The sequence below is a fragment of the Orrella daihaiensis genome (assembly GCF_022811525.1).
GTDB lineage: Bacteria > Pseudomonadota > Gammaproteobacteria > Burkholderiales > Burkholderiaceae_B > Algicoccus > Algicoccus daihaiensis.
Genome location: NZ_CP063982.1, coordinates 1,321,372 through 1,335,942 on the forward strand (window position 1 = coordinate 1,321,372; position 14,571 = coordinate 1,335,942).

The 14,571-nt window shown below is 51.5% G+C and carries 13 protein-coding genes; 7 read left to right on the plus strand and 6 right to left on the minus strand.

The window, feature by feature from the left end; translation table 11 throughout:
* The first annotated feature begins 32 nt into the window (after window positions 1-32).
* The gene (locus DHf2319_RS06080; RefSeq protein ID WP_243479901.1) at window positions 33-377 is read left to right on the plus strand and encodes a hypothetical protein; all 345 of its coding nucleotides are present in this window, start codon (window positions 33-35) and stop codon (window positions 375-377) included.
* A gap of 601 nt (window positions 378-978) precedes the next feature.
* Here the strand turns inward: DHf2319_RS06080 and DHf2319_RS06085 are convergent.
* The 4 genes from DHf2319_RS06085 to DHf2319_RS06100 all read right to left on the minus strand — a co-directional run bounded on the left by DHf2319_RS06085 (window position 979) and on the right by DHf2319_RS06100 (window position 2,882).
* The gene (locus DHf2319_RS06085; protein WP_243479902.1) at window positions 979-1,407 is read right to left on the minus strand and encodes a hypothetical protein; all 429 of its coding nucleotides are present in this window, start codon (window positions 1,405-1,407) and stop codon (window positions 979-981) included.
* Entirely contained in the window at window positions 1,397-1,975 is a 579-nt protein-coding gene (locus DHf2319_RS06090; RefSeq protein ID WP_243479903.1) for a nucleotidyltransferase domain-containing protein, read from the minus strand. The genes DHf2319_RS06085 and DHf2319_RS06090 overlap by 11 nt, the downstream gene beginning before the upstream one ends.
* Window positions 1,976-2,331: 356 nt before the next feature.
* Window positions 2,332-2,667: a DUF5615 family PIN-like protein gene (locus DHf2319_RS06095; RefSeq protein WP_305802179.1), complete on the minus strand. Its 336-nt coding sequence runs from the start codon at window positions 2,665-2,667 to the stop codon at window positions 2,332-2,334.
* Window positions 2,664-2,882, minus strand: a complete 219-nt coding sequence (locus DHf2319_RS06100; RefSeq protein WP_243479904.1) for a DUF433 domain-containing protein — start codon at window positions 2,880-2,882, stop codon at window positions 2,664-2,666. The genes DHf2319_RS06095 and DHf2319_RS06100 overlap by 4 nt, the downstream gene beginning before the upstream one ends.
* A 592-nt stretch (window positions 2,883-3,474) precedes the next feature.
* Here DHf2319_RS06100 and DHf2319_RS06105 point away from each other — a divergent pair.
* From DHf2319_RS06105 to DHf2319_RS06115, 3 genes are all read left to right on the plus strand, one after another.
* Window positions 3,475-3,726: a ribbon-helix-helix domain-containing protein gene (locus DHf2319_RS06105; RefSeq protein WP_243479905.1), complete on the plus strand. Its 252-nt coding sequence runs from the start codon at window positions 3,475-3,477 to the stop codon at window positions 3,724-3,726.
* Window positions 3,727-3,730: 4 nt separating this feature from the next.
* Entirely contained in the window at window positions 3,731-4,051 is a 321-nt protein-coding gene (locus tag DHf2319_RS06110) for a type II toxin-antitoxin system RelE/ParE family toxin (protein ID WP_243479906.1), read from the plus strand.
* A gap of 227 nt (window positions 4,052-4,278) precedes the next feature.
* The gene (locus DHf2319_RS06115) at window positions 4,279-5,016 is read left to right on the plus strand and encodes a Bax inhibitor-1/YccA family protein (RefSeq protein WP_243479907.1); all 738 of its coding nucleotides are present in this window, start codon (window positions 4,279-4,281) and stop codon (window positions 5,014-5,016) included.
* Window positions 5,017-5,163: 147 nt separating this feature from the next.
* Here the strand turns inward: DHf2319_RS06115 and DHf2319_RS06120 are convergent, their stop codons facing one another.
* Window positions 5,164-6,816: an ATP-binding protein gene (locus DHf2319_RS06120; protein WP_243479908.1), complete on the minus strand. Its 1,653-nt coding sequence runs from the start codon at window positions 6,814-6,816 to the stop codon at window positions 5,164-5,166.
* Between the two features lie 162 nt (window positions 6,817-6,978).
* Between DHf2319_RS06120 and DHf2319_RS13180 the strand changes: the two genes are divergently transcribed.
* A complete protein-coding gene (locus DHf2319_RS13180) occupies window positions 6,979-7,125 on the plus strand; it encodes a Bax inhibitor-1/YccA family membrane protein (RefSeq protein ID WP_369810240.1) in 147 nt (48 codons plus the stop codon).
* On the opposite strand, the gene DHf2319_RS06125 is transcribed toward DHf2319_RS13180, so the two are convergent.
* On the minus strand, window positions 7,122-7,997 hold the full coding sequence (locus DHf2319_RS06125) for an alpha/beta fold hydrolase (protein WP_243479909.1): 876 nt from the start codon (window positions 7,995-7,997) through the stop codon (window positions 7,122-7,124). The two genes, DHf2319_RS13180 and DHf2319_RS06125, sit on opposite strands and share 4 nt — an antisense overlap.
* A gap of 343 nt (window positions 7,998-8,340) precedes the next feature.
* Between DHf2319_RS06125 and DHf2319_RS06130 the strand changes: the two genes are divergently transcribed.
* Together DHf2319_RS06130 and DHf2319_RS06135 are read left to right on the plus strand one after the other, a co-directional pair.
* Complete coding sequence (locus DHf2319_RS06130) at window positions 8,341-13,146, plus strand: cadherin-like domain-containing protein (protein ID WP_243479910.1); 4,806 nt, start codon at window positions 8,341-8,343, stop codon at window positions 13,144-13,146.
* Window positions 13,147-13,417: 271 nt separating this feature from the next.
* The gene (locus tag DHf2319_RS06135; RefSeq protein ID WP_243479911.1) at window positions 13,418-14,560 is read left to right on the plus strand and encodes an AAA family ATPase; all 1,143 of its coding nucleotides are present in this window, start codon (window positions 13,418-13,420) and stop codon (window positions 14,558-14,560) included.
* Window positions 14,561-14,571 lie beyond the last annotated feature (11 nt).

The window sequence follows — 14,571 nt, forward strand, 5'->3', positions numbered from 1 at the left end:
TCGTTTTTGGCAAGAGTCGTCAGGAATACATCATGGCAAAAATTGACGGTGAATGGGTGTGTTTGGAATGCGGCTACAAGTCCCCGGCGATACGCAATGGGATATGCCCAAACTGTGTACAGATAAAAAAACAACTTGATCTTCAAAAAGATCTGCTTGAAGCGACGCGTCGCAGCGAAAAAGCACAGCTTGAGGCGGCCAGAAAGACACGAGCCCCGTCAACCTCCGTTTCAGCTGAAGAGGTTACTCAGGTGGTTGGCGGTATGGTGTCGTTAACTGGATGGCTCTTAAGGCTAACGCTCAAGACCCTGAAGTGGATCGTGATTTTCCTCATCGTCATGGCGATTCTCATTCAGATTAAGAAAATGTTTTCATGAGCGCTGTGAAACTTGCTTGGACTGGATAAACGCGATGAAGGCAGGCTTGTGTGTTTGACGGCTTTTTGTTTGAAGCGCCAAACTTGGGACCCATGCATATTCAACTCATGCAGCATGCAAGATCAATTAACCAATTTTCCTACCGAAATGTAGGCGGCTCACGAGAGAAACCTACCTTTAGGTCATTTTCAGAAAAGGGAGGATTTTTGAGTCTGCTTAATTTTTGAGCAAATAAATTACCCGAATTACATTTTTGACTCAATCTGAATTCCCACAAATCGGCAACAAAATCGGCCCTTGCCGCCAACTCAATCCTCTAATTTGGCTAAAAATTCTGCAAAGAATAACGCCTCGGTATGCAATATCAAACAACAAGAAACGCGACTGAATCAGCCGGCAAATACTAATATAAACTTAGTATTGGTAAATTTTCCAAACTGTTTTTACAAAACGAACCCAAGTTATAGGCGCAACAAAAGGGCACAGCCCTCAATAAAATACAAGAATACTTTAATCGCCCGCTAAAACCCTAACCCTGGCCATGACAGCCCAGGATCGGCAAGCGATTTCTGACGTGATCTTTGATTCATTGATATCCACGTTACTCCAGACGCTGTTCGGCCAACGCCAACAAGTCTCGGGCCTGCTCAAGACATTCTTGCAGCAAAGCTTCGGTGACAAGCTCGCCCTCATAGTCTGTCACGTTTCGCTGTTTGCGTAAGCCGTCTAGGATTTGTACGGTGAGTGTCGGAACATCTAGCGTGTGAACCAAACATTGCAAGGTCGTTTGATGGTGGCCTGGCTTGGATGTCGATGTCCGATACCCCTGCCTTAATAACGCGGCATCGGCAACCGCTCTGATCGCTGTATACGCACAATCGAAACGGGTCTCGGTACTGTTTTCTACGCGCAGGGCATCTTTCAGACGACTACGGGCTGTCGCAAGCATTCGATCCAATAAGTCTTGAGAAAACTCGACAGCATCAAGCTGTCCAATTTTTTCTAGGTTGCGCAAATTTTCAGAGGTCATGCTCACTACCGATGATAAAAATCTTTGGCTTTGAAACGATGTCTTTTACAAATGCATTCCCTTCTTGCCGTTTGCGTGTCCATTCGTCGCGCGACATAACCTTGGGATTGATTTCTCGAGACAAGACTTTCTGCGCATCATAGAGCGCGTTGTGGATTTGTCCGAATGTGACATCACCAATAATCAAAACATCGATATCACTGTGAGATGTCTCGGTTTCTTTGGCCACAGACCCAAACACGAATGCCACTTCCAAATGATCGGCTAGTGGTCTCAACGCATTAGCCAAGACATCATACAAACCGATGGTCTTACGAATCAGTGCCTGCAATTCCTGGTAAACGGGGTGGTCGGGGTTGATGCAAAACTGAACTTGATTGCCCTGCGCTTTTGATTTCACCAAATCTGCAGCGACCAGCAAGTCGAGCTCCTTTTTCAAAGTGCCCGGAGATGTGTGTGTCAGGCGGGCAAGTTCACGCAGATGAACCGAAACATCCGGATTCATTGCTAGAAACGCCAGCACTTTGCGGCGGTACTGGTTAGGAAAGAGTAGGTCAGCGACAGACATTAGTGAAAGACATTGTGTTTCATAAAACAAAACGATCGTTTCATATTTAGAAACATTTTATCCTTTTTGCTCGGCTACTACAACCGGCTAGGAGGATATGTTTAATAACAATGTGATGGCCATGAGTCGGTGCTTCTCACGAAAGATGTCCGAATTTCATGCCGCCCGTTTTAAGCTGGCTTCGGCTTGGTAGTGCTCTTTTGGCGGGTTAAGCGAAACCTGCTGCGGCCGATTCCAGTCACGAGTTGACCGGTTTTTCCACCGATGCGGTCTGGCAAGCTTAGCAGCCTCGTAAACGGCTTGGCGGTTTTGCACATCGATCTGATCCTGACCGCTGTGTTCACGCCTTGCGGGGCCTAGGCGAGTAACTCGATGCAAGCCAAACCGTGATCACCAAGCGTTTCATATATGTGATTCTTGTTATCTAGAAGCAGCTTGAGGATAGCGCCTCGGCCAACATTAGGTGTTATTAGGCGGATTACCTGGGGTGGCGTACCCCAGACCAAAGAAAGTTCCTGGAAATCCGCATCTCTAGTCACAACAACATAGCCGTTTTGTTTCGCATGATCCCAAACTTCCCTGTCACTGGCAGACTCTAGGCCGACGAGAACAACTTGGGATGTGCCCGGAAAGTCTTGTTCAAGAAAAGGAACCAATCGGCGAGAGAGGTTTTCGTCGAGTAACAGCTTCAATTAACCCTCAACGAATAAACCTGATGCTCTCGGTCAGCAGCATAGGCCAATACAGCCATGATGTCCTCAACGGTAAGCTCAGGGAAGTCTTCCAAGATTTCCTGATGTGTCATGCCGCTAGCAAGCATCGAGAGAACATCGTAAACGGTAATGCGCAAACCCCTGATGCAAGGTCTGCCCCCTCGTTTGCCAGGCTCCAGAGTGATCCTATCCATTTAATGTTCCACCAAGAGTATCGGGTTATTCGCGCGAAACCATTATCAAACCGCCCTAATCTGCCGGCGACCGTTGATGCCGAATCTGACCTCGTAATGAGTTTGGACAAAAGCCTACAAGGTCAACATTGTGCATTGTACGCTCACGACAGAAACCTAACGAGCACTCATGACAGCACTTATGGTAGTGGAAATCCATGATCAAAGGCGCGCACGCTGATTGTGATTCGGGTGTCACTTGCCTTTCGGTTTGTCCCTCGGTTCAACCTCTTTGCTCACGATTCCATGCGTTTGGGTCGGATAAGTCTGCGCCACACCGCGCACGACTTGATCGACTTAGTTTCGCGCGAGGCCTAGGAGCTCACGCCATTAATCACGCTAGCAGGAATTGACAGCCTGGTAGCTCAATACTTGTTGGCAACGGACGGGGGTTGTCTTTGATTTCCTCTCAGGAAAAAATGGCAGCAACCTTGGAACTCGAGGGGGCAGCAGGAGAGGTTTGCGGCAGGCGAGCCTGTTGTATCCACGTTGTAGGTGTATTCAATTTTGATTAGAATGAATACATAAAAACTTTTGTGTCTAGGAACCTCGAATGAGCACAACCACGTTGACTGTGCGTCTGAGCGGTGCACTGAGCGACTTTGTCGCCGCGAATGTTAGTGAAGACGGTTCCTATGAGAACGTCAGTGAGTACATACGTGACTTGATCCGTCGCGACAAAGAGCGAACTCAGGCTATGGCCTTTGAGCGGTTGAAGGCGGAATTGGCGATGGCATTCGCTGCGCCGGAAGATTCATACGAGCCATTATCGGCTGCCGATGTGATTAGTCGTCACGAACGGTGATCGAGTGCCAGTCCGTGTCCAAGCGGCGGCGTCGCTGCGAATCGACGAAATTTATCAATACACCAAACAAAAGTGGGGAAAGCGCCAAGCAGACAAATACATCAAGGGGATGTTTGCGGCGTTTGAGCGGATTGCATCACATGGTGTGTTGTCCAAACCTGTGCCAGGCGAGTTTGGGGTGTCTGGTTTTTGCTTGCGCTACGAGCACCATATTGTGTACTGGCGATATTTGTCAGACGGAGCGGTCGGTATCGTGACGATCTTGCATGAGCGAATGCACCAGATCGACCGCTTTGCTGATGACTTCGGTGTAGGGCCTGTCTGAGGTATGGCAGGGGCAACACCAAACCGCTTACATGGTGCAAAGCGTGTTTCTGTCGCTAGTAAAAAGGCGCTGCGGTCACGATGTGCTGTGGCCATGACGGCTAAAACGCGATCACAGCCGTACAATTTGTGACTACACGAGATCGTTGACTCACCTACATCAGCCCCATCACTCTGATCACCCCAATTTCCCTTATGTTCGTTTCCCCACCGCGCACGCCATCGCTAATGACAGGTCACCTTAAAGCGGTCGGCAGTCCGCTGCTTGCTCATGTGCCTGCGCCAACCCGACCAAGTACGGTCACGCTTGCCGTGCCTAAGGTGATTGGTGCGACTGTCTGGTTACTGCTGTTGTCGTGCGTATCGGGTTACGCCATCTGGTTTCTGTTTGCGGACGATGCGACCCTGGCCCGTAACTTTGGTTTTGGGGCTGGCGTGGTGGCTTTCAGTTTTGCGTTCATCGCGAGCCTCAAACCCCAACTGTCGACGTGGCTTGCGCCCCTGTATGCCGTGGCTGGTGGCTTGTTCATGGGTGGCTTGGCGTTTGCCTTTGAGGCCAGATACCCAGGCATTGCACTGCAGACGGTATTGGCAACGGCCTGCGTCTTTGTGGTGATGCTGGCTTTGTATTTGGCTGGTTGGCTGCGCGCCACGCCGCGGTTTCGGTTGGCGGTCTACGTGGCCACAGCGGGCATTGCATTGGCCTACCTGGTGGCGATTGTTTTAAGCCTATTGGGGATGCCTGTGGGCTGGTTGCGAGAGGGCAGTTGGGGCGCTGTGTTGTGGTTTGGGTTTGTGTCGTTGACGGCTGCGTTAAATCTAGTGCTTGATTTTGAGCGCATTGACAATCTAAGACGCCAGCCACAACCGGACTACATCAACTGGTACGTCGCAATGGGTTTGATGGTGACCTTGGTGTGGCTGTACATCTCGATCCTACGGCTAATCGCGAATCTGCGACGCTAGCTAAAAAACGCCCGTATTTCAGCTTGCAGCACCTCGGGTCGCTCTCCAGGGATATCGTGACCCGCATCGATGGTTTGATCCGAGACATTACTTGCTACCCGGTGACTGCAAAAGTACTCGCCTAGGATCAGTTGCCTCTTGCTGCGCTTACGCCGTGGCCTTGGGTTCAATGGTTTGCACATCAAGCGCCACAATTTCGCGTTTTTCACTAGAAAACTCTACGCCCACCAAGTGGATCAACTTATCGCTAGCTCTGTATTTATCAGCGTAGCCTTTCTCAATGATCTGCGCTAACGCTCGGCCTTCAGGCAGTTTTTCGACTACCTTGAATTCGAATATGTATATGTGGTTGCCGAACTCCACCGTCATGTCTACACGACCATGGTTGGTGGCATCCTCGACGGTAATGGCCAACCCCAAAGCTGCAAAGTGGCTGTAGAAGACGCTTGCGTAGTGACCTTCGTATTGCGCAATTGGGTTGTTGCGATACCAATCGTGTGGGATGCTCGAGTAGAGGGCTTGCAAGTGGGCTCGCAGACCAGCGACATGGTGGTTTTCAAGCAAGTCGAGCAGCTTGATTTGAAGTGTTTGTGCATCCTGACGATTAATGCCAAGTGTAGGCAATAAAGCATCATTCAAACTGCTCTCCACCTCGAGATTTGGAAAGCCGAGCGTGTATAGCTGCAGTCCGGGTTTAGGCTCTTTGACGTCCTTAATGGTCAGGTAGCCTGTTTGGAATAAGAGGCCTTCGGTACTGATATCGTCGACATCGAACTGGCCAAGCAGTTGCGTTTTTGCGGTCAAGTGATCAAGCGATGGCGTGAACACCCCACGCGCCTTCAGTATGTCCAACAAGAATGTCGGTGTGGCCGTCTCAAACCAGTAAGCGCCAAACCGCCGTTCTTGTAGTAGCAGCAAAACGTCAAACGGGTTGTATACCGATGCAACATCTTGTCCGCCCCAGCGGTAACCGTTGTACCAGTCACGGATCATGTCGCGATTCAGGTTGCCAAGCGCTGGTTTAAACACTTGATCGATGTCCGCGTCGGTGTAGCCGCAAATGGTCGCATGATCAGGCGAAAGCGTGATATCTCGAAGGTTGTTTAGTCCAGAGAACAAGCTGACTTTGCTAAATTTCGATACCCCGGTTAACAAAACCAGTCGAAGGTGTGGGTCGGCGTCTTTGAGCGCGCTATAGAGGTTTTTTAGACCTTCGCGCAACTCCATGGCTCGACTAGTATCAAGGATGTTGTCGAGGATGGGTTTGTCGTATTCGTCGATGAGTACAACAGCCGTCTGTTGGTACTGTTCTTGTGCGTCACGTATCAGCGCTAGAAACTCACCAGCGATATCTGTCTGCAAGCCGGGCGGCAAACCGAGGTCGTTTCGAATAATTCGGAATTGATCGCGGATCCGAACATCGAGCTCATCTCGGTTGCGCATGACACCGCTGCCAAAGCTCAGACGGATCACAGGGTGTTTGATTTGCCAGTCCCACTTATGATGGATGTAAAGGCCTTCAAATAAGCGTTGTCTACCCTCAAAAAGGCAACGTAACGTGTCTAATAAGAGGCTTTTTCCGAAGCGCCTGGGGCGAGACAGAAAGTAGTATTTGTTTTGAGCAACAAGTCTCTCAATGTCTGGTGTTTTGTCAACGTAGTAGTAGCCGCCTTCGCGGATTTCAGAGAAGGTCTGTATGCCGATGGGCAGTCGAAGATGATCGCCGCTGTCGATGTTATGCGGTGATTTGCCAAATGCTTTTCTCAGCCCATCTTGGTTTGGTTGACGTTCTTGTGTCATCGTGACGGTCAGTACCCGCGTTTAGTGCTGTCTGGCAGAGGAGGGAGCATCCTCGCTTCTGCTGTGATTATCGCATGTGACTCGGGCGAGCATAGTAGTCAGCTAGCTCATGCCAATTGGCGATGATGGATCATCATCCCGAAAACGTCATCCTAGGGGAGGATTACCCCACCAGTTCACCGTTCGGTTACCCTAAAACGCCAGCTACAGCCGGACTACATCAACTGGTACGTCGCACTCGGTCTGATGGTGACCTTGGTGTGGCTGTACATCTCGACCCTACGGCTAATCGCGAATCTGCGACGCTAGCTAAAAAACGCCCGTATTTCCGCTTGCAGCATCTCAGGTCTTTCTTCGGGAATATAGTGACCCGCATCGATGGTTTGACCCGAGACATCGCTTGCCACCTGTGCCCAATCTTCTAAAGGCTTAAAGCATTTCTCGATCATGCCGTGCTGGCCCCACAGCACGCGCACAGGCATTTGCAGTTTACGTTGCGCTTGACGATCGGCACGGTCATGCTCAAGGTCGATCGTAAATGACGCACGATAGTCCTCGCACATGGCATGCAGACAGGCCGGGTCTTGGATGCCTGCCAAATAGCTTTCCCATCGCTTGCTCTCAAAGATGTGCCGTCCGGGATAGCGTTTCACCATGAACTGGTCCATAAAAAAAACGGGATCTTGACCAATCATGGTCTCTGGCAACGGATAAGCCTGAATCAAAAAAAACCAATGCCAGTAACCGGCAGCAAATGTCATGTCGGTTTGCTCGTACATCGCAAGCGTTGGCGATATGTCTAAGAGCATCAGGCGCGAGATCCGCTCGCCATGGTCAGCCGCCAACCGATGCGCTACGCGCGCCCCGCGGTCGTGCCCAACCACCCCAAACCTTACATGCCCGAGCTCATCCATCAGCTTGATGAGATCGTTTGCCATGGCGCGCTTGGAGTAAGTCAGATGGGCTGGGTCACTTGCTGGTTTAGGTGATTGACCGTAACCGCGTAAGTCTGGCATGACCAACGTGAAATGAGGTGACAAGGCTGCCTTGATCGGTTGCCAAATGGCGCGGTTTTGCGGAAACCCATGCAACAACAGTAGCGCAGGACCTTGACCGCAAACCTCGTAATCGAGTGGCAATGGCATCAATTCTGTGGGTGTTTGTTGTGTTGGCGTATTCATCGTTTATTCCCCTTGTCTTGATCTTTGTTGTATTTGCGATCGGGTGTTCGCCTTCGTAGGTTTGACTCTTGCCTTAAGTTTAGGTCGAAGTGTGAGTGGTCAGGCTCGGTAGTGACCAGTGCGCGCATTTCACTAAGCAAGTTTTATTTTTCTAAAGATATCCTTGCAAAGCCAATAAAAATCACGGTTTACGCAGCCATTGTCTTGCGTTTTATGGCCATGCAAGGGAAACTTTCCCGCCAAGATTGCTACTAAGCAATGTCATCGTGAGATGTTTAACGGTGATCAAAGAAGCGCTGTTTTGATATTGCCCCTCGTCAAACCAACACATTGAGACCGCTAAATGGCCAACACCGCACCAACTTGGAACGTACCTACCTATAGTATCGGGTCAATCTTAGAGGACGCGACCAGTCCAACTGGGTTTAGCATTTCATCGTTATCCAATTCTGTTTCGGATTCGGAAGGCGATCAGTTTTCTGGCATCGTCATCACATCAAATACCGCGACCCAAGGTGCCTGGCAATACTCGACTGACGGGGCAAACTGGTACGACGTTGGAGCCGCGGTATATACATGGCAAGGTCTATTATTAGACAAAAACTCATCTTTGCGATTCGTGCCAGTGTCGAACTACAACGGGACACCGGACGCATTGCAAATTCATGCTGTCACAGACTCGACTCCAATGGCATGGACGTCTGGGCCTAGTCGACAGTTCTTCAATGCGATGTCAGACGGCCCAACCTCAAATGTGTCGGGGTCGCCCCTTCTCCTTTCGGTCACTGTGACTGCAGTCAACGACGATCCCAGTATGACGGGGGTGCCGTTTAGCATCACGGTGACGGAAGATACTGGAAGTCCTGTCGATCTGTCTTCAATTACGCTAAGTGATGTGGATTCCGGTTCTGGCAATATCACGGTTAACCTCAATGTGGGTGCCGGGACGCTGTCTGCCAGCAGTGGCTTTGGGGTGACCGTGGGTGGTTCGGGGACGGGCTCTTTATTTCTGTTTGGTACGGCTAGCAATATTGATACCTATCTGAATACGGCTAGCAATATCTACTACCAGGGACCACCCAATGGCAGTGGTCTTGGTTACACCACGCTGGTATTGAGTGCCAATGACGGCGGCAATAGTGGGGCGGGTGGCGGCGGTTCGGTGATCTTAGGGACGGTGAATGTCAATATCACGGCGGTCAATGATGCGCCGGTCTTCTCTGGCTTGAATGGGGCACCGTCTTTCACTGAAGGTGGGGTGCCTGTTGTGCTTGACAGTACCGTCACGGTCAGTGATGTGGAGTTGGCGGCGTTAAATGCGGCTAACGGGGACTACAGCGGGGCGTCGTTGACGATTGGGCGTTACGGTGGCGCCAATGCAGACGATTATTTTGCGTTCAATACGTCAGGTGCTTCATTTACGGTATCAGGCACCAACCTGCAAGCAGGTGGGCAGACGTTCGCAACCTTCACTGAGATCGGTGGCACGCTCACGGTTAGCTTCACAAGCTCGAGCACGACCGCTACGACGGCGCTGGTTAATGATGTTCTCTCGCGTATTCAGTATGGTAATTCGTCCAATGATCCCCCGACGTCGGTCCGATTGGACTGGACATTTGCCGATGGGAGTGCAGGCACAGACATTGGTTCCACGACGGTTGCTATAACAGCCGTCAACGATGAACCGACTTTGTCGACCACTGGGGCGAACCCCACATTCACGGAAGGCGGCAGTGCACAAGCATTATTCACGGATGCATCAGTCTCAACGGTGGAGTCAGGGCAGACCTTACAAGGCTTGACACTGACGGTGACCAACGTCGCTGATTCAACCGAATCGCTTGAGATTGATGGCACTGCGGTGGCTTTAACCGATGGCAATAGCGGAACAACGGCCACCAATGATGTTTCGTTTGCCGTTAGCGTGACAGGTGGGACCGCCACGGTTGCATTAACCGGGGCGAGCTTGTCTGCAGCAGCCATGCAGACATTGATTGATGGCATCACTTACAGCAACAGCAGTCAGGCACCGAGTACGAACAGTAACCGTGTGGTGACCATCACCGGTCTGCAGGACAGTGGTGGGACTGCCAACGGCGGAACGAATAGCGCTGCCTTGGCGTTGACGTCAACTGTCACCGTGACGGCGGTCAACGATGCGCCCACGGTGGCTGTCAACTCGGGGCTGACAGTATTGCAAGGTGGGTCGGGCACGATTGTTGACACGCTACTGGATGCGAGTGACCCCGATGACGCTGGCACTGGTCTGATTTACACCGTGACGACCAGCACGAGCAATGGCGATCTGTTCATTGACACAAACGGCAATAGTTTGGTGGATGTGGGCGAGCTCTTGGGGGTTAGCAGCACGTTTACTCAGGCGGACATCGACAATGGCTTGATCAAGTATCTGCATGGCGGTGGGCTGACAACGACTGACAGTTTTGTGTTCAGGTTGGCCGACGGTGGTGAAAACAGTGCGGCGGCTGTGACGGGCCAAACCTTCAATATTGCCGTGACGGCAGTCAACGGTGCCCCAGCTTTCGCTGGTCTAAACGGCGCACCATCGTTTACCGAGGGTGGATCGGCCGTTGTGCTCGATAGCAGTGTCACGGTCAGCGATATCGAATTAGATGCATTGAACGCAGCCTCTGGAAACTATAACGGCGCCTCGTTGACGATTGCACGCAATGGCGGTGCCAATGCAGACGATGATTTTGGGTTTGATACGTCAACCGCGTCATTTTCAGTGACAGGCTCAGACTTACAGGTTGCCGGTCTGACGTTTGCATCGTTTAGCAATAACGCTGGCACGCTCAGGGTTGACTTCACCAGTTTGGAAGCGACTGCCACAGCTGCACTTGTCGACAACGTGCTTTCTCACATTACGTATCGCAATCTGTCAAATGATCCGTCATCCTCAGTGCAATTGGACTGGACGTTTGCTGATGGGAGTGCAGGAACAGACATCGGTTCCACGACCGTTGCGATAACAGCGGTCAATGATGCCCCGACATTGACCGCAACGGGAGCCGATCCGACGTTTACGGAAGACGGTAGTGCGCAAACGTTGTTTAGTAATGCCGCTATTTCAACTGTGGAATCAGGGCAGACATTGAAGGCATTAACGTTGACGGTGACCAACGTCGCTGATTCAACCGAATCGCTTCAGATCGATGGCAGTGCGGTGGCACTGACTGATGGCAACAGTGGGGCGACAGAGGACAATAGTGTCTCGTATGCCGTGAGCGTGACGGGTGAGACCGCCACGGTTGCGTTGACTGGGGCTACCTTGTCTGAAGCGGCCATGCAGACACTTATTAACGGGATCACCTACAGCAATAGCAGTCAGTCGCCGAGCACCGCCAGTTCACGCGTGGTGACCATCACCGGTCTGCAAGACAGCGGTGGGATGAGTAACAGTGGCTCGGACACGGCCACGTTGTCGTTAGCCTCTGTAGTGACGGTGGCAGGGACCAATGACTTGCCTACCGCCGCCAACAGCACGGTAACTGTCAACGAAGATGAGTCCTACACATTTGGGATTGGGGATTTTGGGTATGCGGATTTGGATGGCGATGATCTGAGCCAAATCAAAATCACAGTCTTGCCTGCGGATGGCACGTTACGTCTTGACGGTACTGATGTGACGTTAAATCAAGTGATTGCACGAGCTGATCTGGTCGCTGGGTTGTTGCAATTTGCGCCAACGGCCAACGAGAATGGCGATGGGTATGCCAGCTTTGAGTATGAGGTCAATGACGGTACGGGCTATTCACAGGCTGCCTACACCATGACCGTGGATGTCACGCCAGTCGATGACCCAGTGGTTGTGCAGGACGATGGTCCGGCACAAGCTAATCAACCAGTGCTCGTGCGGCAGGTCATTGATGGCGTGCCTGTGACCACAACCCGGGGTGCTGATGGCGCTGAAGTGACTAACCTGTCGGTGCCAGCAACCGCAGCTAATCCGGCTGTCGTGCCGGTGTTCTCACAGGCTGGTGCTACTGAAGAGGGTGTGACAGCGCGCATGACGATCCCGGCTGGCGTGTCGATTGTCTCCAGTGGTTTTGAGGCGCCGCAAACAGCACAAGCCAGTGCCAGCAGTCTGGGGCTGATGCTACAAAACCTTGCAGGTGGTGGCAGTGGTGATACGGGTATCGGTGGCAATGCATCGATGTCATATCGTGCAGAAGTATTTACCAACAGCTTGCCGACCGGTACGACGGTCGACGTGCGCATGATTACCCCAACCGCCACAGGTGGCAGTCCGGGAACGCCCATCGTGATCACCGGCAGTGCCAGTGCATCTCCTGTTGAAGCCCTTATTATTGATGCATCAGGACTGCCGGCCGGGTCAGTGTTGCAGCTTGACGATATTGAGTTTGCAGGAATTGCGGGTGCTGTCACCGTCACAGGTGGTGCAGGCAATAACGTCGCGGTGGGTGATAGCGCCACGCAATGGATTGAGTTGGGCGAAGATGATGACATCCTCGACGGTGGGGCAGGTGATGACATTGTCGGATCGCGTGGTGGCAATGACCAGATATTTGGCGGCGAAGGCAATGACATTGTCTACGGCGGCAGTGGTGTGAACACCTTGCATGGCGGATCAGGCTTGGATACGGCCCGCTATCAAGGCGCATCAGATGACTACCTCATCATCTGGTCAAGGGGTGCAACGACCGTTCAGTCTCTGACAGATCCATCAACCGTCGATACGCTGATTAATGTGGAGCAGATCGAATTTAGCGATCAAACGCTTTACATTGATCACGGTGCCATCAGCCCTGTGGTCGCGCTCTATCAAAACGTCCTGGGACGCGAGGGTGATGCAACTGGGGTTCAGTATTGGGGCGCGCAGGCTGAAGCAGGTCTGTCGCTTGGTGATATGGCAATACAGTTTCTGCTGTCCTCAGAGTTCACGGACGGCCTGCAAACGGGGTTTGCCGAACAGGCAGTCGAAGATCAAGTCGATAGCCTCTATCAGGGCCTACTCAATCGCACTGCAGACGAGGCAGGCAAAAACTATTGGATGCAAGTCATTGAGTCAGGCGGCAGTGTCGAGGATGTGGCGAAATCGTTTGTCATGTCCACCGAGTTCATCTCTTATCAGACAGACGCCACCGCGTGGAGTTTCTCTGTTTGATGGTTTGATTGATAACCGTGGTGCTGCGGCGCTGCAAGCTGATAGGGTGAGACAGTTGACATCAGTGATGGAGGCTGATGCACCCTCCGTTTTCAGGATAATCAGCGTTCGTATTGACACGGTTTATCGACGCATTTGAGTGTTAGGTCGATAAAAAATTGCCATAGAAACAAAAAAATAGCATTAAAATGCAGAAATCAAATTTCTAGTGTGCAAAATGATCACTTCGTTTGAAATAAAAAACTACCTCTCCTTTGCGCAGAGATCTTCGATGGATCTCTCAGTCGGTGTGTCGGCACCAGACAACTATCATTTCTTAGACAATCCTTGCAGCAGTAACCGAGTAGCTAAAGTCGCTGGTATCTATGGCGCTAATGCATCGGGCAAGACGAATCTATTGAGGGTGTTGTCGGCACTGGCGGATTTCGTGAGTGAATCGTTTAGTTACAAGCTCGAGGACGCCACCCCATTTCGTCCCCACTTCTTTAACACCGATGCACCCGTAGGCATTCATGTCGAGTTTGTGCTTTCGGATGCAGAGGGCGCCGAGCCTAACTGTTACCGATATGACCTTGAAATAGCTGAGCAAGTTGTGCGGTACGAACGGCTACGCATCAAAAGCAGCAAACTTTTTAGTCGGGTTTTTGAGCGTCAGTGGGTCGATGGTCAGTACCAGATTCAAGGTCTTGGGGAGAAACTATCGGCCAACTTGCGTAAAAACGTTTCGTGGCTGGCTTGGCTTGCCCAGCATAACTTGCCGCAGGCAGTCAGCATTGTTCAGTACTTCAAACAAGTCCGAAGCAACTTGACCCCAAGAGGCCCCCGCATGCCAGGGCTATACAACACCTTAGATGCTATCGATATATTCCGCAAAAACCCTGGGCTATCACAGAGCATGCTTGCTCAACTCAATCGCTGGGATATCGATATCCAAGATGTGGTTTATGAGCGCATTGATGCGGCTAGTGCGGATCCTGAGGACGGCACTGGCCCTTGGATGGCCTATTGCGTTCATCAGTTGGCTAATCAAGAGGCGCGTTTGTCGATTTTGAACGAGTCTTCGGGTACCGTTGGCTTGTTTTCTTTGCTATCGATTGTTTTGCCTGTGCTGCGCGATGGTGGTGTGGCCATCATTGACGAGATCGAGGCCGACTTGCATCCGCACATGCTTCGAGCGGTGATTGATCTATTTGTCCAACCCGTATCGAATCCTTATGGATCACAGTTGCTATTTACGAGTCATGCTGACTGGCTCATGAACTTGTTGCATAAGACACAAATTTACTTGGTTGACAAGCTAGATACGAGTAGTGAGGTCGTCCGACTGTCAGACATCCGCGGTGTGGCAGCACGTGATAATTTCAGTGCTCGATATCGTGCTGGTGCCTACGGCGCAGTACCGGATATTCAATAGCGACGGTTAGG